The organism is Tenacibaculum salmonis (assembly GCF_041053065.1).
In the GTDB taxonomy this organism is placed as follows: domain Bacteria; phylum Bacteroidota; class Bacteroidia; order Flavobacteriales; family Flavobacteriaceae; genus Polaribacter; species Polaribacter pacificus_A.
Genome location: NZ_JBFCVV010000001.1, coordinates 1,429,272 through 1,451,905 on the forward strand (window position 1 = coordinate 1,429,272; position 22,634 = coordinate 1,451,905).

Annotated in this window: 25 protein-coding genes; 14 read left to right on the forward strand and 11 right to left on the reverse strand. The window is 29.2% G+C overall.

Annotated features, from left to right (window positions below; all coding sequences use genetic code 11):
• Positions 1–79: 79 nt before the first annotated feature.
• Positions 80–667 carry a riboflavin synthase gene (locus AB0T67_RS06245; protein WP_369219595.1) on the reverse strand — a complete coding sequence of 196 codons (588 nt, stop codon included), beginning with the start codon at positions 665–667 and terminating at the stop codon, positions 80–82.
• 61 nt (positions 668–728) lie between these two features.
• On the opposite strand from AB0T67_RS06245, the gene pdxA reads away from it, so the two are divergent.
• The 9 genes from pdxA to AB0T67_RS06290 all read left to right on the forward strand — a co-directional run bounded on the left by pdxA (position 729) and on the right by AB0T67_RS06290 (position 7,917).
• Positions 729–1,766 carry a 4-hydroxythreonine-4-phosphate dehydrogenase PdxA gene (gene pdxA, locus AB0T67_RS06250; protein ID WP_369219596.1) on the forward strand — a complete coding sequence of 346 codons (1,038 nt, stop codon included), beginning with the start codon at positions 729–731 and terminating at the stop codon, positions 1,764–1,766.
• Between the two features lie 72 nt (positions 1,767–1,838).
• Entirely contained in the window at positions 1,839–2,372 is a 534-nt protein-coding gene (locus tag AB0T67_RS06255; RefSeq protein WP_369219597.1) for a YceD family protein, read from the forward strand.
• A 6-nt stretch (positions 2,373–2,378) separates the two neighbouring features.
• A complete protein-coding gene (gene rpmF, locus AB0T67_RS06260) occupies positions 2,379–2,573 on the forward strand; it encodes a 50S ribosomal protein L32 (protein WP_271231309.1) in 195 nt (64 codons plus the stop codon).
• Positions 2,574–2,723: 150 nt separating this feature from the next.
• A complete protein-coding gene (locus tag AB0T67_RS06265) occupies positions 2,724–3,719 on the forward strand; it encodes a beta-ketoacyl-ACP synthase III (RefSeq protein WP_369219598.1) in 996 nt (331 codons plus the stop codon).
• 26 nt (positions 3,720–3,745) lie between these two features.
• Positions 3,746–4,225, forward strand: a complete 480-nt coding sequence (accB, locus tag AB0T67_RS06270) for an acetyl-CoA carboxylase biotin carboxyl carrier protein (RefSeq protein WP_369219599.1) — start codon at positions 3,746–3,748, stop codon at positions 4,223–4,225.
• A 71-nt stretch (positions 4,226–4,296) separates the two neighbouring features.
• On the forward strand, positions 4,297–5,637 hold the full coding sequence (gene accC / locus AB0T67_RS06275; protein WP_369219600.1) for an acetyl-CoA carboxylase biotin carboxylase subunit: 1,341 nt from the start codon (positions 4,297–4,299) through the stop codon (positions 5,635–5,637).
• Between the two features lie 66 nt (positions 5,638–5,703).
• Positions 5,704–6,942 (forward strand): 3-deoxy-D-manno-octulosonic acid transferase, encoded by a 1,239-nt coding sequence (locus tag AB0T67_RS06280; RefSeq protein WP_369219601.1) that lies wholly within the window; start codon positions 5,704–5,706, stop codon positions 6,940–6,942.
• Positions 6,942–7,502 (forward strand): YeeE/YedE family protein, encoded by a 561-nt coding sequence (locus AB0T67_RS06285; protein WP_369219602.1) that lies wholly within the window; start codon positions 6,942–6,944, stop codon positions 7,500–7,502. The genes AB0T67_RS06280 and AB0T67_RS06285 overlap by 1 nt, the downstream gene beginning before the upstream one ends.
• Before the next feature lies 1 nt (position 7,503).
• Positions 7,504–7,917, forward strand: a complete 414-nt coding sequence (locus AB0T67_RS06290; RefSeq protein ID WP_369219603.1) for a DUF6691 family protein — start codon at positions 7,504–7,506, stop codon at positions 7,915–7,917.
• A 161-nt stretch (positions 7,918–8,078) separates the two neighbouring features.
• Here AB0T67_RS06290 and AB0T67_RS06295 read toward each other — a convergent pair whose 3' ends face one another.
• The 6 genes from AB0T67_RS06295 to AB0T67_RS06320 form a co-directional block, all read right to left on the reverse strand.
• A complete protein-coding gene (locus tag AB0T67_RS06295) occupies positions 8,079–8,702 on the reverse strand; it encodes a DUF4230 domain-containing protein (protein WP_369219604.1) in 624 nt (207 codons plus the stop codon).
• Positions 8,703–8,772: 70 nt separating this feature from the next.
• Complete coding sequence (locus AB0T67_RS06300) at positions 8,773–9,345, reverse strand: lipoprotein signal peptidase (RefSeq protein WP_369219605.1); 573 nt, start codon at positions 9,343–9,345, stop codon at positions 8,773–8,775.
• Positions 9,346–9,388: 43 nt separating this feature from the next.
• The gene (locus tag AB0T67_RS06305; RefSeq protein WP_369219606.1) at positions 9,389–10,108 is read right to left on the reverse strand and encodes a hypothetical protein; all 720 of its coding nucleotides are present in this window, start codon (positions 10,106–10,108) and stop codon (positions 9,389–9,391) included.
• Between the two features lie 11 nt (positions 10,109–10,119).
• Positions 10,120–10,500 carry a TraR/DksA family transcriptional regulator gene (locus tag AB0T67_RS06310; RefSeq protein WP_369219607.1) on the reverse strand — a complete coding sequence of 127 codons (381 nt, stop codon included), beginning with the start codon at positions 10,498–10,500 and terminating at the stop codon, positions 10,120–10,122.
• A gap of 3 nt (positions 10,501–10,503) precedes the next feature.
• The gene (ileS, locus tag AB0T67_RS06315) at positions 10,504–13,902 is read right to left on the reverse strand and encodes an isoleucine--tRNA ligase (RefSeq protein WP_369219608.1); all 3,399 of its coding nucleotides are present in this window, start codon (positions 13,900–13,902) and stop codon (positions 10,504–10,506) included.
• A gap of 111 nt (positions 13,903–14,013) precedes the next feature.
• Positions 14,014–14,772, reverse strand: coding sequence for a TerB family tellurite resistance protein (locus AB0T67_RS06320; protein ID WP_369219609.1), 759 nt, complete (start codon positions 14,770–14,772; stop codon positions 14,014–14,016).
• Positions 14,773–15,042: 270 nt separating this feature from the next.
• On the opposite strand from AB0T67_RS06320, the gene AB0T67_RS06325 reads away from it, so the two are divergent.
• Positions 15,043–15,453, forward strand: a complete 411-nt coding sequence (locus AB0T67_RS06325; protein ID WP_271231297.1) for a BrxA/BrxB family bacilliredoxin — start codon at positions 15,043–15,045, stop codon at positions 15,451–15,453.
• A gap of 52 nt (positions 15,454–15,505) precedes the next feature.
• Here the strand turns inward: AB0T67_RS06325 and AB0T67_RS06330 are convergent, their stop codons facing one another.
• Complete coding sequence (locus AB0T67_RS06330) at positions 15,506–15,949, reverse strand: LexA family protein (RefSeq protein ID WP_369219610.1); 444 nt, start codon at positions 15,947–15,949, stop codon at positions 15,506–15,508.
• A 269-nt stretch (positions 15,950–16,218) separates the two neighbouring features.
• Between AB0T67_RS06330 and AB0T67_RS06335 the strand changes: the two genes are divergently transcribed.
• Genes AB0T67_RS06335 through AB0T67_RS06350 form a run of 4 tightly spaced genes read left to right on the forward strand, consistent with a single transcriptional unit; the run spans position 16,219 to position 19,310 of the window.
• On the forward strand, positions 16,219–16,680 hold the full coding sequence (locus AB0T67_RS06335; RefSeq protein ID WP_058885880.1) for an Lrp/AsnC ligand binding domain-containing protein: 462 nt from the start codon (positions 16,219–16,221) through the stop codon (positions 16,678–16,680).
• A gap of 10 nt (positions 16,681–16,690) precedes the next feature.
• Positions 16,691–17,272, forward strand: a complete 582-nt coding sequence (locus tag AB0T67_RS06340) for a HupE/UreJ family protein (protein WP_369219611.1) — start codon at positions 16,691–16,693, stop codon at positions 17,270–17,272.
• A 57-nt stretch (positions 17,273–17,329) separates the two neighbouring features.
• Entirely contained in the window at positions 17,330–17,755 is a 426-nt protein-coding gene (locus AB0T67_RS06345; RefSeq protein WP_369220495.1) for a deoxycytidylate deaminase, read from the forward strand.
• Positions 17,748–19,310: a S41 family peptidase gene (locus tag AB0T67_RS06350; protein WP_369219612.1), complete on the forward strand. Its 1,563-nt coding sequence runs from the start codon at positions 17,748–17,750 to the stop codon at positions 19,308–19,310. Before AB0T67_RS06345 ends, AB0T67_RS06350 begins: the two co-directional genes overlap by 8 nt.
• A 289-nt stretch (positions 19,311–19,599) precedes the next feature.
• Here the strand turns inward: AB0T67_RS06350 and AB0T67_RS12315 are convergent, their stop codons facing one another.
• The 3 genes from AB0T67_RS12315 to AB0T67_RS06360 form a co-directional block, all read right to left on the reverse strand.
• On the reverse strand, positions 19,600–19,695 hold the full coding sequence (locus tag AB0T67_RS12315; protein WP_455432251.1) for a LytTR family transcriptional regulator DNA-binding domain-containing protein: 96 nt from the start codon (positions 19,693–19,695) through the stop codon (positions 19,600–19,602).
• 373 nt (positions 19,696–20,068) lie between these two features.
• The gene (locus AB0T67_RS06355; RefSeq protein WP_369219613.1) at positions 20,069–20,815 is read right to left on the reverse strand and encodes a LytR/AlgR family response regulator transcription factor; all 747 of its coding nucleotides are present in this window, start codon (positions 20,813–20,815) and stop codon (positions 20,069–20,071) included.
• A gap of 91 nt (positions 20,816–20,906) precedes the next feature.
• Entirely contained in the window at positions 20,907–22,613 is a 1,707-nt protein-coding gene (locus AB0T67_RS06360; protein WP_369219614.1) for a tetratricopeptide repeat-containing sensor histidine kinase, read from the reverse strand.
• Positions 22,614–22,634: the final 21 nt, after the last annotated feature.

A 22,634-nucleotide genomic window follows, 5' to 3' on the forward strand; every position in this document is an offset into this window, starting at 1 on the left:
TGATAAAAAAAATCTGACTACGAATTACTCATAATCAGATTTTTATATCGATATAACTATCTATTCAAAACGATTTTATTTATTTCAACTGTGTTAATCGGGCTACATATTTACCAATAACATCAAATTCTAAATTAATTTTACTACCTATTTTAAAGTCTTTAAAATTCGTATGCGCCAATGTATATGGAATTATAGCAACACTAAATTCATCTTTCTTTGAATTTACAACCGTTAAACTTACGCCATTTATAGTAATCGACCCTTTTTCAATAGTAATATTTTCACCATCAAAATCATAAGAAAAAGTAAAAACAGTGCTTCCTCCCTCCTCTTTTATCGCCTTACAAACACCTGTTCTGTCAACATGTCCTTGTACAATATGACCATCTAAACGAGCGCCTAATTTCATCGCTCTTTCAAGATTTACCTGACTTCCTACTTCTAAAGCTCCAGTAGTGGTTTTATCAAGTGTTTCTTTAATTGCGGTAACGGTATATTGGTCATCTTTTATATCAACAACAGTTAAACAAACACCATTGTGCGCCACACTTTGATCAATTTTTAATTCTTTAGTAATATCACTTAAAATAGTAATATGTAAATTTTCTTTATCCTTGGTTATATTTTTTACGATTCCAAGAGTTTCAATGATTCCTGTAAACATTCTCTAAATTTTAGTTACTTTTGTTTGTTTCAAAAATACAACTTTACGTACTAAAATAACTATGGATAGTAATACAAGAAAAATTATTGTTGGAATTTCAGTTGGAGATATAAACGGAATTGGTATTGAAATTATTTTAAAAACTTTTGAAGACAAGCGCATGCTTGATTTTTGTACCCCTGTTTTATTTGCTTCTAATAGGTTGGTTTCTTATCATAAGAAAAACCTAAAATTGAACAATAACATTTATGCTATCAATTCGATTGATAAAATTGCCCATGATAAAATCAATTTAATGAATTCTTGGAGAGATGAAGTTAAAATTGAATTAGGTAAAATAACCGATGCTGGAGGTAAATTTGCATATAAATCACTTGAAGCAGCTACCGATGCTTTAAAAAATAATCATGTTGATATTTTACTTACTGCGCCAATCAGTAAAGAAAATATTCAATCAGAAGAATTTAACTTTCCAGGGCATACCGAATATTTAGAAGAAAATTTAGAAGGAAAAAGTTTAATGATTTTAATGACTGACAAATTAAGAGTTGGTTTAATTACAGGTCATATTCCTATTTCAAAAGTTGCAGAAAGTATTACTTCTGAATTAATTAAGGAGAAAGTGGAAATTATGCACGCATCATTAAAGCAAGATTTTGGTATTACTAAACCAAAAATTGCTATCTTAGGATTAAATCCTCATTGTGGCGATAACGGACTTATAGGTGATGAAGACAATGAAATTGTACGCCCAACAATAGCAGAAATTAAAGAATCAGGAAAGTTAGTTTTTGGTCCTTATGCTGCCGATGGTTTTTTTGGATCTGAAACATATAAGCAATTTGATGGTGTTTTAGCAATGTATCACGATCAAGGTTTAGCACCTTTTAAAGCATTATCTTTCGGAAATGGCGTAAACTTTACTGCAGGATTAAACAAAGTAAGAACCTCGCCAGATCACGGAACAGGTTTTGATATTGCAGGTAAAAACAAAGCAAATCCATCTTCTTTCAAAGAAGCTTTATTCACCTCATTACAAATATTTAAGAACCGAAAAGAGTATGCTGAACTAACAAAAAATGTTTTAAAAGTAAAATAGTTTTTTTTTTTATGTAAAATATAAAAATATAAACATTTTTCATATCTTTGCAAGCTCAAATTGATATTACAGATGAAAGACTTAAAAGAATTCGATATACCTTTTGTAGGTTTAAAAGAAGGACGTCATTTGTTTACGTATCAAATTGGCAAGACGTTCTTTAAAGCTTTTCAGTTTGATGAATTTGACGATGCAAATTTAGAAGCTAGTATTGATTTTGTAAAAAAAAGTACCTTACTGGAACTTTATTTTACCATAAAAGGGACTGTAAACGTACCTTGTGACACTACTGGCGAACCATTTGATTTAAAAATAGATGGTACTTTAAATTTAGTTGTTCAATTCGGACCTGAATATAATGACGAACACGATGAAATTTTGATACTTCCACACGAAAGATATCAATTAAACGTAGCTCAATATATATATGAGTTAATTGTTTTATCAGTTCCAAGTAAAAGAGTTCATCCAGATGTTTTAAATGGCACGATGAAATCTGAAGCTTTAGATAGATTAAATAAATTAAGAATAAACGAAGAAAAAACTGTTGAAATACCAACAGACCCTAGATGGGATAAATTAAAGAATTTACTAACAGATAAATAAAATATAATGGCACATCCAAAGAGAAAAATATCGAAAACTAGAAGAGATAAAAGAAGAACTCATTATAAAGCTTCTGTACCTCAAATAGCTGTTGATCCTACAACTGGAGAAGCTCATTTATACCACAGAGCTCACTGGCATGAAGGGAAATTATACTACAGAGGTCAAGTAGTATTAGAAAGCGCTGCAGTTGAAGCTTAAAAAATAGTTTTTACATAATAAAAAAACCCTCTTTTAGAGGGTTTTTTTGGGTTTTATATTATAAATTGACTTAATTGATGTTTTATCTTTTAAAAGCTGATATATTTTTCATTACTTTTGAAAACTGATTTTACCTATAAATAAACAATTATGACTAAAATAACTGCAGCTATTTCCGCAGTAGGGAAATTTGTTCCTGAATACGCCTTAACTAATAAGGAGCTAGAAACAATGGTTGATACTAATGATGAATGGATCACTAGCAGAACAGGGATAAAAGAAAGAAGAATACTTAAAGATAAAGATAAGGGAACTTCTTATATGGCTATCAAAGCTGCTCAAGATTTAATAAAAAAATCTAATATCGATCCAAAAGAGATTGATATGGTAATTGTAGCTACTGCAACTCCAGATATGTTAGTTGCCTCTACTGCTGCTTATACAGCTACTGAAATAGGTGCTGTAAATGCTTTTTCTTACGATTTACAAGCTGCTTGTTCTAGTTTTTTATTCGGAATGTCTACAGCTTCTAGGTACATAGAAAGTGGTCGTTATAAAAAAGTATTATTAATAGGTGCTGATAAAATGTCATCTGTTATTGATTATACAGACAGAGCTACTTGTATTATTTTTGGTGATGGAGCTGGTGCTGCATTATTTGAACCAAACTTAGAAGGATTAGGTTTACAAGATGAATACTTAAGAAGTGATGGAGTTGGTAGAAATTTCTTAAAAATTCATGCAGGAGGTTCTATTGCTCCAGCATCAGAAGAAACAATTAAAAATGGTGAGCATTTTATAACTCAAGAAGGTAGAACTGTATTTAAGTACGCAGTTTCTAGGATGGCAGATGTTTCTGAAAAAATGCTAACAAGAAACAATCTTTCAAAAGATGATGTAGATTGGTTAGTACCACACCAAGCAAATAATCGTATTATTGAAGCGACTGCTAATAGAGTCGGTTTAGATTCTGAAAAAGTAATGGTAAATATCCATAAATATGGAAATACCACTTCAGCTACTTTACCTTTATTACTTGCAGATTATGAAAAAGATCTAAAAAAAGGAAATAATTTAATTTTTGCTGCATTTGGTGGAGGCTTCACATGGGGAGCTATCTATTTAAAATGGGCATACAATTCATAAAAAACCAAACAACTAAAATTAGGAATATGGATATTAAAGAAATTCAAAGTCTTATAAAATTTGTAGCAAAATCAGGTGCAAGTGAAGTGAAGTTAGAAATGGAAGATATTAAAATCACCATTAAAACTGGAAGCGAAACTCCTGAAACTACATTTATTCAAACGGCTGCACCTATGGGCGTAGCTCCTCAAATGATGGCTCAAGCTCCTGCAGTACCAGTAGCAGCAGCATCAAATGAAACAGCTACTACAGAGGAGGATTCTAAATATATTACAATCAAATCTCCAATTATTGGAACTTTTTACAGAAAACCATCACCAGATAAACCAAATTTTGCTGAAGTAGGTACGGAAGTAAAAGTAGGTGATACTGTTTGTGTTATTGAAGCAATGAAATTATTTAATGAAATTGAATCTGAAATTTCAGGTAAAGTCGTTAAAGTATTAGTAGATGATGCTACTCCGGTAGAATTTGATCAACCGTTATTTTTAGTAGATCCATCTTAATTAACATATAACTCTAAATAAATTAAGTTTTTTGACTTCTTTTATTTGGAGTTTTTAAATTTTTAGAACGTATGTTTAAAAAGATATTAATTGCCAATAGAGGTGAAATTGCACTACGTGTAATTAGAACCTGTAAAGAAATGGGCATCAAAACTGTTGCTGTTTACTCTAAAGCAGATGCAGAAAGTTTACATGTAAAATTTGCTGATGAAGCAGTTTGTATTGGACCAGCCGCAAGTAGCGAATCTTATTTAAAAATGGATCGTATTATTGCTGCTGCCGAAATTACAAATGCAGATGCAATTCACCCTGGTTATGGTTTCTTATCAGAAAATGCTAAATTTTCTAAATTATGTGAAGAACATGATTTAAAATTTATTGGTGCTTCACCTGATATGATTGACCGTATGGGAGATAAAGCAAACGCTAAATCTACTATGATAGCTGCTGGTGTACCTTGTGTACCTGGAAGTGAGGGTGTTATCGAAACTTTTGAAGATTGTATAGAAACAGCTATAGCTACTGGATATCCTGTAATGTTAAAAGCATCAGCAGGTGGTGGTGGAAAAGGAATGCGTGCTGTTTGGAAAGCCGAAGATTTAAAAGATGCGTGGGATTCTGCTCGTCAAGAATCGAAAGCTGCCTTTGGTAATGATGATATGTATATGGAAAAGCTTATTGAAGAGCCTCGTCATATCGAAATTCAAATTATTGGAGATTCTTACGGTAAAGCTTGTCATTTATCTGAAAGAGATTGTTCGGTACAACGTCGTCATCAAAAATTAACTGAAGAAACTCCTTCTCCGTTTATGACGGATGAATTACGTGATAAAATGGGTAATGCTGCTGTAAAAGCTGCTGAATTCATTAAATACGAAGGTGCTGGAACTGTTGAGTTTTTAGTTGATAAACATCGTAACTTCTTCTTTATGGAGATGAATACACGTATTCAAGTTGAGCACCCTATTACCGAAGAAGTTGTTAATTACGATTTAATTCGTGAGCAAATTTTAGTAGCAGCAGGTGTGCCAATTTCAGGTAAAAATTACTTCCCGAAATTACACTCTATTGAATGCAGAATTAATGCAGAAGATCCTTTTAACGGATTTAGACCTGCTCCAGGAAAAATAACCTCATATCATGCACCAGGAGGTCATGGAGTTCGTATTGATACGCACGTATATGCTGGTTATATGATTCCACCAAACTACGATTCTATGATTTCTAAATTAATTGTTACTGCACAAACTCGTGAAGAAGCAATTAACAAAATGAAACGTGCTTTAGATGAATATGTTATTGAAGGAATTAAAACTACAATTCCTTTTCATAGACAATTAATGGATCATCCTAATTATATTGCTGGTAATTATACCACTAAATTTATGGAAGATTTTGAAATGAAGTCTTAATAAAACATCAAAATAAAAAAATCAGTGATTAAACTCACTGATTTTTTTATTTCATAAATTTGCGTTATGAATTTTATTTATAACCTATTACTTTTTAAAGTATCAATACTACTTCGCTTTATCGCTTTATTCAATAAAAAAATAAAACTTTTTGTTGATGGACGAAAACAAACTTTCAATAAATTAAATAGCATTCAAAAAACCGATAAAGTTATTTGGTTTCATGCTGCTTCGTTAGGCGAATTTGAACAAGGAAGACCAATTATTGAAGCATTAAAAGAACGCTATAAAAATCATAAAATAGTAGTTACTTTTTTTTCTCCTTCGGGATATGAAATCAGGAAAAATTATAATTTAGCCGATGTCGTTTGTTATTTACCGTTCGATACAAAATCGAATGTTAAAAAATTTATTGATAAAATACATCCAGAAATAGCCATTATTATCAAATACGAATTTTGGCCAAATCTTTTATCCGAAGTAAGAAAACAAGGAATTAATACGATTTTAATTTCAGGGATTTTCAGAAAAAAACAATCATTTTTTAAATGGCATGGCGGTTTTATGCGCGATAAACTAAATGCTTTTAATCATTTTTATCTTCAGAATAAAGAATCTAAAAAACTACTTTCTACTATTGGTTTTGAAAACATAACCATTGCTGGCGATACCAGATTTGATAGAGTTCTCGATATTTTAAAACAAGATAATTCACTTGATTTTATCAATGAATTTAAAAATGACACTTATACGCTAGTTGCAGGAAGTACTTGGAAAGAAGATGAAAAACTATTAGTAAATTACATTAATAATCATGCTTTAGCCGATGAAAAATTTATAATAGCTCCGCATAATATCAATCAGAAGCAAATAAAAGAATTACAAGAAAGTATCAACAAAAAAACAATTTTATATTCTGAAAAAGAAGGTCAAAATTTATCAGAAAATCAAGTTTTTATTATTGATACTATCGGTTTATTAACCAAAATTTACTCGTATGCCGATGTTGCGTACGTAGGCGGAGGATTAGCAACAGGACTTCACAATATATTAGAACCTGCAACGTTTGGAGTACCAATAGTATTTGGAGCAAATAAGTATAAAAAGTTTCAAGAAGCTACTGATTTACTAAAGTTAGGCGGAGTTAAAACTGTTGTGAATGAACAAGAATTTACCACTATTTTCACTTCTTTAAAAAACAAAAAAGAGTTTAGAACTAAATTAGGAAGCATCAACCAAAAATATATTTCTGAAAATACAGGTGCTACCAAAACAATAATGGATTACATTAAAAAAACCTTATAATGGATATTATTTTACAACCTTGGACATGGTATATTTCTGGTCCTTTAATTGCTTTTGTACTATTTTTGTTCTTTTACTTCGGAAAAAGCTTTGGAGTATCTAGAAATTTAGAAACCATTTGTACTATTGCTGGTGCGGGAAAAATTTCTGATTATTTTAAAAAAGACTGGAAAGAACGTGATTGGGCGCTTGTTTTTTTAATTGGATTAATTATTGGCGGATTCATAGCTATTAATTATTTATCAGCAACAAAAACAATTCAATTAAACCCAAAAACAGTACAAGAATTAGCAGATTTAGGTTTTGAAAATGCAGGAAATTCTTTTGTTCCTTCTGAAATTTTCAGCATTGAAAATATGCTTACTATAAAAGGATTCTCAATTTTATTAATTGCAGGAATTTTAATTGGTTTCGGTACTAGATACGCTGGCGGATGTACCTCAGGACATGCAATTGCTGGTTTAAGCAATTTACAACTACCTTCTTTAATTGCCGTAATTGGTTTTTTTATAGGAGGATTATTAATGACTTGGATTTTTTTCCCTTTAATTTTCGGATAATATGAAAAACATAAAATTTTTAATAATCGGTATTTTCTTCGGAATTATAATGACAAAATCCGAAGCAATTTCATGGTACAGAATCTACGAAATGTTTAAGTTTCAATCCTTTCATATGTACGGAATTATAGGTTCGGCAGTTGCTTTTTCTATGATTTTTATGTATTTATTCAAAAAGGGTACAATTAAAGATTATCTCGGTAATCAAATCAATATAAAAGAAAAGGAAAAAGGTTTTATAAGAACACTTATTGGCGGAACTATTTTTGGTTTAGGATGGGCATTAGCAGGAGCTTGCCCTGCTCCTATTTTCGTATTAATTGGTCATAGTGTATTTCCAATTATTATTGTTTTATTAGGTGCAATATTAGGCGCTTTTATCTACGGATTACTAAGTAAAAAGCTACCTAATTAAGTTTAAAAAAAATAAAGATTATTTGTAGCAATTTCCCGCTTTCCGCACTCGCTTTTTTTATTTTTTTTTTAAAGAAAAAAACAAAAAAGAGCTCAAACAATTGCTACAATCGGGGCTAGGAATTTCACTCTATTTTAATAATAGATAATGCTTGTTTATACCTAATATTTTATTAAATCAGTATCAAATATAATACTCGTTTTAAGTTTAGTATTATCAACTACTTTCCAATTATAAATTGCAGAAAGTTGATATATTTTAGAAAGCTCTTCAAACAAACGTGTTTTTGCTTCTACTTGTAATCGAGAAACTGTAATAGTCGATTTAATATTTTCAATAGCTTTAGTATTCAGGTTATTCAAATCTGATTTTGAAAAGGTATTAAATTGACTTTGTTGTAAATCAAAATATTTAATTTCAGGAGAAATAACAACTGATTCTTCTGGTATTTTATGAATAATTATTTGTTTACCAATACTATCAATTTCAATTTCTAATTTTGATAAATCGTAACCAACTTCAACTTTTGCATTAACCGATAATATGGCTTTTTTTTCAAAAGAAAGATAATCGTAAAAGTATTTTTTACTTTCAGAAAAATGATACATTTCAGAAAAACTCCCTTCCGAAACAACTAATTTACTTAAATTTTGGATACTATTTAATACTACTTGAATTTCTTCGTGTACGTGTTTTTCTACTTTTTTATCTTCTTGTTTTTCGTACCATAATTTGGCAACTAAAAAACCTAGTAAAAAAATAGCAATATATTTAAGAAGACGCATCCTGATGTTTTGCTATAAATATAATTAAAGTATCTTAAATTAAAACAAGAATTTGTATAATTTACAGGTCTTATTCTTCTTTTGGAAATGCTTGTTTGTTAAATAAAAATAACAAAAAAACACCAATACTAATCCAAGAATCTGCTCCGTTAAAAATAGCGTTAAAAAAAGTAAAGCTTTCACCTTCATACATCGGGAAATAAAGCATATCAACTACTTTTCCGTAAAATAATTCTCCATAAGGTTTGTCTGAAAACAACGTAGCTACATTATGATAAGAAGTATCAAAAATTACACCATAAAAAACAGAGTCTATAATATTACCTATTGCACCTGCTAAAACTAACGCTATAGCAATAACAACAGCTGTATGAGCTTGTCTTTTTATAGTTTGCCACAACCAATATATAATACCTGAAACAGCAATAACTCTAAACAATGTTAAAAATAATTTACCTGCTCTACCACCAAATTCAAAACCCCAAGCCATACCATTATTTTCAGTAAAGTGGATTTTAAACCAATCTGCAAAAACAACAACTTCTTCGCCAAGTTGAAAATGTGTTTTTACATAAATTTTACTAATTTGATCTATTAGAATCGCCAGGATTACGGTAAATATTGCAATATTTTTTTTAGACATTTTTTGAATTTAATAGCAACAAAAATAAGAAAAGTATTCGTTTTTATTCGGTAATTAAAATAACATTAGCATTAATAGTATTTACTTTAAAATTAGAAACTTCTTTTTGTGTTTTTTTAACATAAATCTTACCTTCATAACGATTATTATTTATGCCTATTACTCCGTTATTTGTTTTAATATCGATGTTACTTTTTTTAGATAAATTTGCATAAACATTGCCTAAAAACAAAGAAACAAAAGCATTTCCTTTTACATTATTTAATCGAACATTACCTTTATCAATATAAATTTTCACATCTCCTTGATAACTTTTAGAAACAATTCCGATTGTTTTTCCATAAATAATAACATTTTTGTTCTTCGGGACTTTAACTATAACACGAACTCTTTGCAATCTTTTTGTGATATATTTTCTAAAAACACCAGCTTCATTGTAATCAAAAATTTGATTAAAATCTATTTTTAAAACAGCTAATTTTTCTTGAAAATAAATAGTGTGCGTATGCGGATTCTCATCTAAAAGTAATACTTCTATTTGATTACTTTTTGAATTTTCAATAACAATATCATCTAAACCATCAGTATTTATTTCAATATCATTTGATAAAACAGTTGTCGTTTTAAGTAATTTTTCTTGAGAAAAAACAATCAGATTTTCACATAAAAAAAATACTAAAAGGTAACAAATATTCCATCGCTTAACATTAGCTTTAAAACAAAAAAAGCCTCTATAAAGAGGCTTTTTTTTGATATTATACATATTCAAAAAAATTATTGTTTACGTTTAGCTTCAATACTTAATGTAGCATGAGGCACTAATTTTAAACGTTCTTTTTGAATTAATTTACCTGTAACTCTACAAACTCCGTATGTTTTATTTTGAATACGAATTAGAGCGTGTTTTAAATCACGAATAAATTTTTCTTGACGCAAAGCTAATTGTACATTTGCCTCTTTTGCCATTGTATCTGAACCTTCATCAAATGATTTAAATGTAGGTGAAGTATCTTCTGTACCGTTACCTGAACCATTTTTATAAGAAGCTTGTAATAACTCTAAATCTTCTTCTGACTTCTTTATTTTTTTTAAAATAATCTCTTTGAACTCTTGTAAATCACTATCCGAGTATCTTATATTAATATTTTTATCCATAACTTATGCTTTTTCAATTAACATTTTACTTTTTATGGTATCAAATTCGATTTCTGTACCATTTTCTAATTCATCAACAAAAACCAATTCATTAGTTAATGTTTCAGCTTTTATATAGTTTTCGTTTACAGTTACAGAACTTTGTAAATCAGCAGCTTTTAAAATTGTTAATTTTATTTTATCTGTTACCTCTAAACCTGTTTCTTTACGTGCATTTTGAATTCTATTGATTAACTCTCTAGCAACTCCTTCTTTACGTAAATCTTCGTTTATTGTAACATCTAATGCAACAGTTAAACCTTCTGCATTTGCTACTAACCAACCTTCAATATCTTTAGATAAAATCTCTACATCAGCGGTTTCTAAAGTAATCATTTTATCATTAACCTCAACAGAAATACATCCTTCTTTTTCAATTTCTAAAATATCATCCTGAGTAAAAACTTGTATCCTACTAGCAATCAACTTCATATCCTTACCAAATTTAGGACCTAAAGCTTTAAAGTTTGGTTTAATTTGTTTTACCAAAATATCAGAAGCATCATCTAAAAGTTCAATTTCTTTAACATTTACTTCTGATTTTATTAAATCAGCAACTGCTAAAATCTCTTCTTTTTGAGTAGCATCTAAAACAGGAATCATTATTTTTTGTAATGGCTGACGTACTTTAATTTTTTCTTTTGCTCTTAATGATAAGACTAAAGAAGAAATAGTTTGTGCATTTTCCATTTGACGCTCTAATGATTTATCAATTAAAGCCTCATTACAAACAGGAAATTCGGCTAAATGTACACTTTCAAAACCTTCACCATTTGTAGTACTGATTAAATCTTTATATAATTTATCCATAAAGAAAGGCGCTACTGGCGATGCCAATTTAGCCACCGTAAGCATACAAGTATATAAAGTTTGATAAGCAGATATTTTATCTTGTGCATATTCACCTTTCCAAAAACGTCTTCTACATAAACGAACATACCAGTTACTTAAATGATCTTGTACAAAATCAGAAATTGCTCTGGTTGCTTTTGTTGGTTCGTATTCTGCATAAAACACATCTACTTTTTGAATCAATGTATTTAATTCTGATAAAATCCAACGGTCAATTTCTGGTCTTTCAGCTAACGGCACCTCAGCTTCACTATAATTGAAGTTATCTAAATTAGCATATAAACTAAAGAAAGAATAGGTATTATAAAGAGTTCCAAAGAACTTTCTACTAACTTCGGTAATTCCATCTAAATCAAACTTTAAATTATCCCAAGGATTTGCGTTTGAAATCATGTACCAACGTGTAGCATCAGGACCATATTTATCTAAGGTAGTAAACGGATCAACACCATTTCCTAAACGCTTCGACATTTTTTGTCCATTTTTATCTAACACCAATCCGTTAGATACTACATTTTTATAAGCTTTATCATCAAAAACCATCGTTGCGATAGCGTGTAAAGTATAAAACCATCCACGAGTTTGGTCTACTCCTTCGGCAATAAAGTCGGCAGTTTTCCAACCTTCTTCTACTATTTCTTTATTTTCAAACGGATAATGCCATTGTGCATACGGCATAGAACCTGAATCGAACCAAACATCAATTAAATCAGATTCACGTTGCATTGGCTCACCCGAAGCAGATACTAATGTAATTTTATCAACTACATTTTTATGTAAATCAATAGTGTCATAATTTTCATCAGACATATCTCCTGAAACAAAATCAGCAAAAATATCTTCAGTCATTACACCTGCTTTTACAGCAAGTGCCATTTCTTCTTTTAATTCAGCTACAGAACCTACTATTTTGGTTTCCTTACCATCTTCTGTTCTCCAAACTGGCAACGGAATTCCCCAGAAACGAGAACGAGACAAGTTCCAATCATTAGCATTTTTCAACCAATTTCCAAAACGACCTGTTCCTGTTGATTCAGGTTTCCAATTAATTTCTTCATTTAAAGAATGCATACGTTCTTTAACGTCTGTTACTTTAATAAACCAAGAATCTAACGGATAATATAAAATAGGCTTATCAGTTCTCCAACAATGTGGATAACTATGGACATATTTTTCTACCTTAAAGGCTTTATTTTCTTCTTTTAATTTGATGGCAATTTGTACATCTACTGAACGTTCAGGAGCTTCTCCATCAGCATAATATTCATTTTTAACGTACATTCCTGCAAATTCACCCATTTCCTTGGTGAATTTCCCTTGTAAATCTACTAAAGGAACTAAATTATCATTTTCATCTTTTACCAACATTGGAGGCACACCTGCATCTTTACAAACTAAAGCATCATCAGCTCCAAAAGTTGGTGCTGTGTGTACAATTCCTGTACCATCTTCTGTGGTTACAAAATCTCCAGAAATTACTCTAAAAGCTTCTTCAGGATTATCGTGTGGTAAAGTATATGGTAATAATTGCTCATATTTAGTACCTACTAAATCAGCACCTTTACATTCAGCAATTACTAAATAAGGTATTTGTTTATCTTCGGCTTTATAGGTTGCTAAATCAGCTTCGCTTTCAACAGCTTTAAACTTTTTACCAGCGAATTGTTTTGCAAGTAAAGGCTTACCTAAAACTACTTGTGTAGGCTCAAAAGTATATTGATTGAATGTTTTTACTAAAACATAATCAATTTTATTTCCAACTGTTAAAGCCGTATTACTTGGTAATGTCCAAGGCGTTGTTGTCCATGCTAAAATATGAACATCATTTCCGTTTTGTAAAACACTTGGTAAAGTTTCAGTAATTGCTTTAAATTGAGCAACTACAGTTGTATCAGTAACATCTTGATATGCTCCTGGCTGATTCACCTCATGAGAACTCAAACCTGTTCCTGCTTTTGGTGAATATGGCTGAATTGTATATCCTTTATACATCAAATCTTTATTATAGATTTGCTTTAACAACCACCAAACAGTTTCCATATATTTTGGTTTATAAGTTACATACGGATCTTCCATATCTACCCAATAACCCATTTTTTCGGTAAGCGTATTCCAAATATCAGTATATTTCATTACTGCTTTTTTACAAGCAATATTGTATTCTTCTACCGTAATTTTAGTTCCGATATCTTCTTTGGTAATTCCTAATTCTTTTTCAACACCTAATTCAACAGGTAAACCATGTGTATCCCAACCAGCCTTACGCTTTACCTGAAATCCTTTTAAAGTTTTATAACGGCAAAAAATATCTTTAATGGTACGTCCCATTGCATGATGAATACCTGGTAAACCATTTGCCGAAGGAGGTCCTTCGAAAAAGATAAACGGCTTATTATCATCACGCGTAGTTATACTTTTTTCAAAAATGTTGTTTTCTTTCCAATAATTTAGGATTTCATCCGCAACATTTGGCAAGTTAAGCCCTTTGTATTCAGTAAACTTCGTACTCATTTTTTCTTTATATTTATTGATTTTGCGAAATTACGTATTTTCTTGTAATTGTAATAGTTGACATTAAAAAAAAGCCTTTAAATAAAGGCTTTATAATTAACTAATTACTTTTTAAGAAATATCTCTTTCTTTTTTTATTTGTTCGTAAGCAGCTTGAATTTTTTGAAATTTCTCATTAGCGCCTTCTTTGTGAGCTTTTCCTAAACCTTCTAATTTATCAGGATGATATTTTTTAGCCATTTTTCGATACGCTTTTTTAAGTTCGTTATCGGTAGCTTGTTTTGTAATTTCTAAAATTTTATAAGCGCTATCAACCTCTTCATAAAACATTGCTTTTATCGAAATATAATCATGTTGATTAATATATAAATAACCTGCAATTTTTCTTATTTCTTCTTCTTCAAGTGTTGTTACTTGTCCATCAGCTTTGGCAATTCCGAATAAAAAATGCAACAATTGCAAACGAGAAGCATGCGACATATGCTGACGAATTTGCATACAAACCTGACGAGTTGATATTTCTTTTTTGATAATACCACTAAACAATTTAAAAGCATGATTCGCTCGTTCTTTACCATACATTTCTACAAAATGTAAGCGAACAAAGTCTAACTCTCGCTGATCAACCCTTCCATCAGCTTTAATAACGACAGAAGCTAAAATCAGTAAAGTTATTTCAAAATCGCCAGAAGTAGCACGACCTCTTTTTTGTGGTTCTGTATTATCTTGATATTCTCGTTGCTCTTTTCTAAAGTCTTCTATAGAAACTCCATCTATAAAACTACCTATAGCAAATCCTATAATAGCCCCTATTGGACCACCCATTGTAAATCCTGCTCCGGCACCAAGCCATTTTGCAAATTTTCCCATTTTTTAATTTTAAAGATGTAAATATACTATTAATACCATTTTGAAATAATTATTTCCTTTTAAAAAAAATAATAAAGATATTTTGAAGCTACTTCCCGCTTTCCGCACTCGCTTTTTTTATTTTTTTTGAAGGAAAAAAACAAAAAAGAGCTCAAACAATTGCTTCAATCGGGGCTAAAATAAAATACCTCTAAAAAGCAGTAATTGTTTTGGTTTGATTCTTCTTTTTAAATAAAGTATCTTTGCGTTAAACTATTTAACTCAAAAAATATGTACCCAGAAGAATTAGTAAAACCGATGCGTGATCAATTAATCGATGCTGGTTTTGACGCTTTATACACTGCTCAAGATGTTGATACTGCATTAGCAAAAGAAGGAACAACTTTAGTAATGGTTAACTCTGTTTGTGGTTGTGCTGCAGGTACTGCAAGACCAGGAGCTATTGCTTCTTTAGGCGCAGAAAAAAGACCTACAAACTTAACAACTGTTTTTGCAGGTGTAGAAAAAGAATCTACTGCTAGAGCTAGAGAATTGATGATACCTTTTCCTCCATCATCTCCTGCTATTGCTTTATTTAAAGACGGTAGTTTAGTGCACATTTTAGAGCGTCACCATATTGAAGGTCATTCTGCTCAAGCTATTGCTCAGAATTTAGCAGCAGCTTACGATGAATTTTGCTAGTCAAAATTTATAATATAAAAGAAAATCCAGCAAATTTGCTGGATTTTTTTTGTTATACCTTTTTTATAACGCTCGTTACAATCCCCCAAATAATAAAATTATTTTCTTCCGTAATTTTAATTACAGGATAATCAGGATTTTCGGGTTGTAGCCAAATTTCGTCTTTGGTTACTCTTAATCTTTTTACAGTAAATTCTCCATCTAAAAAACAAACGGCTATTTTGTTATTTGTTGGCGGAATACTTCTATCAATCACTAACAAATCATTATCATCTAAACCTGCACCAATCATTGATTGTCCACTTACTTTTGCAAAAAAGGTTGCTTCTTTATTTTTAATCAACTCTTCATCTAATGAAATACGAGTTTCTTTAAAATCATCAACAGGTGATGGAAATCCAGCAGAAATACCCATATCTATAAAAATTGCACCCTTACTTTTACTTTCAGTCATATCTTTAGGTGCTAAAAAAGTTAGTTTTTTTGATCTGTTCATAATTTTTTCACAATAATATCCTCATTAATATTTATGCAATAATTTGGAATAAAACATTCTTTTTATACTTTCCAAATATGCTATCAATATTTTTTAGGGACTGCTAATTTAAACGTATCTATTTTAAAAACCTTATTTAATTTACTAATAATAAAGAAGTTTTAAATTAAACATCAATTTATAAAAGGTCTGTAAACTTATTTAATCGATAAAAACATCTAAAAATAAAGCAAAATAATTATCTAATCAAGTTTTCTTATTTTTGTAGTATGATTAAAAAATTAAAAATTGATGGAATTGATAAGATTATCATCAAACGATTGGTTTCTGATGCTCGTACGCCTATTTTAAGTATTGCTAGAGAAGTAGGAATTTCAGGAGCGGCAATTCATCAGCGATTACGAAAACTAGATGCTTCCGATTTAATAGACGGATACAAAATGGTATTAAATCCGAAGGCTTTAGGCTATAATACCACGGCTTTTGTAGGAGTTTTTTTAGATTCATCTAGCTTATATTCATCAGCAATAAAAAGATTAAAAGAAATACCTGAAGTTGTTGAAAGTCATTATACAACTGGTAATTATGCTATTTTCATCAAAATACTTTGTAAAAACAATGAAGATTTAATGCATTTACTAAACAAGGATATTCAGAATATAAAAGGAGTTTCAAGAACAGAAACTTTTATTTCTTTAGACCAACAAATAGACAGACAAATAAAAATTTAAATTCTCCCTAATGAACGATTTTATTTTCTATTTTAAAATGGGCTTATTTCATGTACTTGATATAAAAGCCTACGATCATATTTTATTTTTAATTGTACTTGCTGTTGTTTATGAATTTATACATTGGAAAAAAGTATTATGGTTAATCACTTTATTTACCATCGGACATTCTATAACTTTAGCGTTATCAGCTTACGGAGTGTTAAAAATTGATGTCGATTTAGTGGAGTTTTTAATTCCATTATCAATTTTCATAACTGGTTTAATGAATGTATTAACAGCCAGTAAAGCATCCGTAGGAAAAGAAAATCAGAATTTATTTTTTGCTTTATTCTTCGGATTAATTCACGGACTTGGTTTTTCAAATTACTTTAAAATAATGATTGGTAAAACTTCTGATAAATTAATTCCTTTACTAGAATTTGCTGGCGGTGTAGAAGCTGCTCAAATTATTATTGTCTTAACAATTTTATTAATAGGTACATTAACTCAATCAATATTTAATGTAAATCGTCGTGATTGGATTTTAGTTGTATCTTCTATTGTAATGGGTTTTGCTTTTCAAATGATGATTGACCGTATTTTTTGGTAAAAAATTAAGCAATAACCTTTTCAAATCTAACTATCTTAGCATATCACATAATTTATTATTTTGGGTAAAAAACAATTAAAATACGACAAAGCCTATTTAAAGATGGCACAAGAATGGGGAAAATTATCTCATTGTAAACGAAAAAAAGTAGGCGCAATAATCGTTAAAGATCGAATGATTATTTCTGATGGTTATAACGGAACTCCTTCTGGTTTTGAAAATTATTGTGAAGATGAAGAAGGGTACACAAAATGGTATGTTTTACATGCCGAAGCAAATGCTATTTTAAAAGTTGCTGCTTCAACACAATCTTGTAAAGATGCAACCTTATATATTACGCTTTCTCCTTGCCAACAATGTAGCAAATTAATACATCAGGCAGGTATAAAACGAGTCGTATATGCACAAGATTATAAAGATACTTCTGGTATCGATTTTTTAGAAAAAGCAGGCATTGAACTCTTACATTTACCTTATGAATAAAAATAACTTTCCTATTTATTTATCAATAGCTGTTGTTTTCGGTATTCTTATCGGAACTTTTTTTAGCAAAGGAAACAGCTCTAATTTTATCGGAACAAACTCATCAACCGAAAAAAAAATAAAACGGCTGATTGACTACATACAAACAGATTATGTTGACAATGTAAATACTGATGATTTATTAGATGGTGCTATTACACAAATGCTTGGGAAATTAGATCCACATTCGGTATATATCCCTAAAGAAAATCTTCAATTAGTTACCGAAAATATGCAAGGTAATTTTGTTGGAATCGGTGTGCAGTTTCGCATGATTGGTGATACAATTACTGTTATTTCACCTATTAAAGGAGGACCTAGTATAAAAAAAGGAATTAAAGCTGGTGATAGAATTTTACTAGCCGACAAAGACACTTTATACGGTAAGAAATTACAAACTTCTAAAATAATGAAAGCCTTAAAAGGCAAACCAAAAACAAATGTTACGCTACAGATTTACAGAAAAACAATCGATAGTATTTTTGATGTAAACATAACAAGAGATAAAGTAAATATTAAAAGTGTTGATATCGCTTATATGCTAAATGACAGTATTGGTTATATAAAATTAAATCGTTTTGCTCGTAATTCTTATAGAGAATTTAAAACATCTTTAGATACTCTTAAAAAGAATAACATGACCGATTTAGTACTTGATCTTCGTGGAAATGGTGGTGGTTTTATTGATATTGCAAACAGTATTATTGATGAATTTTTAGAAGATGAAAAATTAATTGTATTCACTAAAAATAATAAAGGAGACATTAACAAATCATTTGCCACAGATAAAGGGAGTTTTGAAAAAGGTGGTTTATATGTTTTAATTGATGAAAACTCTGCTTCTGCTTCAGAAATTGTTGCTGGTGCTTTACAAGATAACGATAAAGGAATAATTATTGGTCGTCGTTCTTTTGGAAAAGGATTAGTACAACAAGAAATGGATTTAGGCGATGGTTCTGCAGTTCGTTTAACAACGGCTCGTTACTACACTCCAACAGGGCGATCTATTCAAAAACCTTATGATAAAAGCAAATCAAATAAAACATATGCTAACGATATCGAAAATAGATATTCAAGCGGTGAATTATTTAATAAAGACAGCATAAAAACTATTGATAGTTTAAAATTTACCACTCCAAAAGGTAAAATCGTTTATGGTGGTGGTGGTATTATTCCTGATTATTTTGTTGCTGTAGATACGGCTACTTATGTTCCTAGTATATTTTTCAGACCTTTAAATAACTTTGCTTTTAATTATGTAGATACTAATCGTAAAAAGTTAGAAACGGTTAATGTAAACGACTTTATCAAAAATTTTGATGTAGATAACAGTATTTTTAATGATTTCTTATCAAAACTTGAAGGCTATAAACTTTCATCAAAAATTAAAGAACAATTAAAACAAAACTTAAAAACTTTAATTGCTAGAGAACTTTTTAGTGATGAAGGTTTATATAAAGTAAATCAGATTGATGATAAAATGCTTCAAAAAGTTTTTGAACTAGAGATCAAATAATTTAAGTTTACTTGTATATTAATATAATTTATATGTAGAAACAACCCTTTTTCAAACCCTATTTTATCAATTAAAAACACGCACTTATACCAATTTAAAATACACTTACCTCCTATTTTTAAGCACTAAGAGACAATAAAAAAAAATACTTTTAAGTACACCATATATTTGCAGCAGGTTAAAAATAAATAAGGTGATTTTAACTCAATTATTTGAAAAAAAAAGAGGTAATAAACATAAAGTCAAGCTATCAGTAAGTTAGATAATATGTTTTTTTACTTCTTTTTTTTTATACTTTAAAGCCTAAATTATCTTCAAAATAAAGTGCTTGAATTCTCTTTAGATTAACCAAATAATTTCGGTGGGTTTGAGTAAAAAAAATGATTCAACTAGAGAAAAAATAATTTACGATTACTTTTATATTAATATAATTTAAGAATAACCCTTTTTAAAATCCTATTTTATCAATTAAAAACACACACTTATACCAATTTAAAATACACTTACCTCCTATTTTTAAGCACTAAGAGACAATAAAAAAAATTACTTGTAAGCACACCATATATTTGCAGTAGGTTAAAAATAAATAATGGGGTTTTTAACTCAAATCTTCGAAAAATAAAAGAGGTAATTAATATAAAATCAAACCCTGGGGGGGGCTTAGATAATATATTTTTTACTTCTTTTTTTATACTTTAAAATGTAAAGTTATTACTTCCTTAATACTCGATAAGTTAGATCTAGTACTATAGCTGTTTTTACCTAAAAACTTTATTGTTTTTCAAAAATTGCTTTTTAAAACGATCACTAAATAATATTTTATGATTATTATTTAAAATCAATAAATTATCTTCAAAATAAAGTGCTTGAATTCTCTTTAGATTAACCAAATAATTTCGGTGAGTTTGAACAAAATAAGTATCGCCAAGTAATTCTTTTATTTTTGTTAACGATAATCGAATCATATACTCCTGATCTTGATCACAAACAAGTCGGCAGTATTTTTCTTCAACTTCTACATAAAAAATTAATTTAATATCAACTTTTACAATACTTTTATTTTTTTTAACAAATAAAAAGGAAGGTGTAATAATCGCTTTTTCATCACTTAAACTGCTGTTATTTTCCTGTTCATAAAATTTTTCCAAAGCTAACTCTAAAGAATATAATAACTCTAATTTATTAAATGGTTTTAATAAATAAGTATATGGTTTTGTAAGTTTAGCATCATTAAACACCACTTTACTTTGCATGCTTGTTAAAAATAAAAAAGGCGTTTCAATCTGTTCTTTATTTAATCTGTGTGCTAACGAAATACCTAGCGGTTCTCCATCAATCATAATATCAAGAAGAATAATATCAAAAAAACTATTTTTTATCTCTTTTTCAGCATCTTTAGTATTTTTTACATGAATAACTTCATAATTATGTTGTTCTAATAAGTTTATTATTTCTGTAGCCTCTTCGTCTAAATCTTCTAATAGAAGTAGTCGTAAATTATTCATCTTTTATAGCTTTTTAACTTACGAAGATACTTGTTTTATAAGTTAATTCACATTAAAAAAGAACTAAACAAACTAATTTCTAGTCTAATAACTACGCTAAAGGCAATAAAATAATAGCCTTTGTATAAGTTCCTTTCTGACTTTCAAAAAACAAAGTTCCTTTATTTTTTTTAATTAATGTTTGACACAGTAATAAGCCCAATCCAACTCCTTTTGAATGGTCTATTTTAGTTATAGATAAATTTTTCAAAGAATTTATTTCTTTAAGTTTTTCTGGTGAAATCCCAATTCCTGTATCTTTAATTTCAATCGATGCTTGGTTTTCTGAATACATTTTCATTTTAATCGAAATACTTCCTGAACCTTTCATGTATTTCATCGAATTATCTATTAAGTTTCGCAGTACAATTTTTAAAGATTCTTTATCTATTAAAACAAATATACCTGTTTCTAAATCACTTGAAATAGAAATATCTTTAACACTTACTAAATTTCTATAATCAAACAAAAGATGTTCTATTATTGGGTGTAAGGCATTTTTTTCGGGAATAAAACTTAAAATATTACTTTGATCTAGCGACCAATATAATACATTATCTAATAAACGACTCGTACTTTGTGTAACAGAAATAGCTACTTGAGTTGCTTCTATAATTGCAGGTAAATCGTTATTTTCAATGTGTTTTTCTAGTTTTTTATGCTGTCTTTTTATCGTATTTATAGGCGATCGTAAGTCGTGTGAAACTACCGAAAATAAATAATTTTTTGTTTTATTAGCCACACTTAAAGCCTCCTTTTGCGCTATAATTAATTTATTATTATTTCGTAATTTTTTATAGATAAAGCCTAACCCCCCTAAAAGAAATAATAATAAACTTCCGCCAAGAATCAATCCTTTTTGAACTATTTTTTGACGTTTTATTTCTTCATTTTTAATTCGAATTTCTTGCTGTTTATAAGCAACTACATTTTTTTTATCTCGTTCGATAAGTTCCCAAATTTTATCTCTATTCCAAATAGAATCTTTCCAGCGATTACTTTCTTTGTAATACTTAACACTTTTTTTATAGCGTTTTCTATTTTCTTCTACCACTGCCATATTAAAAGCAGTGCTTTCCTTAAATTTAAAATCTCGATATAATAGCGACAAATCGTAGCATTCTTTAAATAAAGGAATCGCTTGACTATCCATATATTGTTCATAATATATATTAGCCATTCCTGTTTTTGCTAAAAGCACTAAAGAAGTATCTGTTTTTTTTATTAAAGAAAGCTGTTTATTAAAAAAAAAAGTAGCTTTTTTAAAATTATTTTTAGAGAAATAACATATCGCTAAATTATGATAGATTACTGATTTTTGCTTAACATCTTTCATTATATCTTTAGATGATAAGCATTTCTCTAAGCTTAAAATTGATTTATCATATTTTTGCTGATTTAAGTAAACATAGCCGAGTCTTAAATTTTTTAAAGAAGTAAAACGCCCTGTTTCTGATATTTTTTGAAGAATAATAATTGATTTTTTAAACAGTGATTTTTCCGTTAGACTGATACTCTTCAAATAGTATATAATATCTTTTTGATCAGTAGTAGTAACCTCTAACAATGCTTTATTTGAATAAACATAACAAGAATCGTATTGTTTTAATTTATAAAAATCAAGAACTTTACAAAAAGATTTTATTTGAACTTTATTACAAATAGAATCTGTTTTATTTCTCAAATCGTGTAATACTTTTTGAGAAAAAACAGTTATTGAGAAAAAAAATAAAATAACAAATAAACTTTTACTATTCATTTTTATAGCGATAATCTTGTG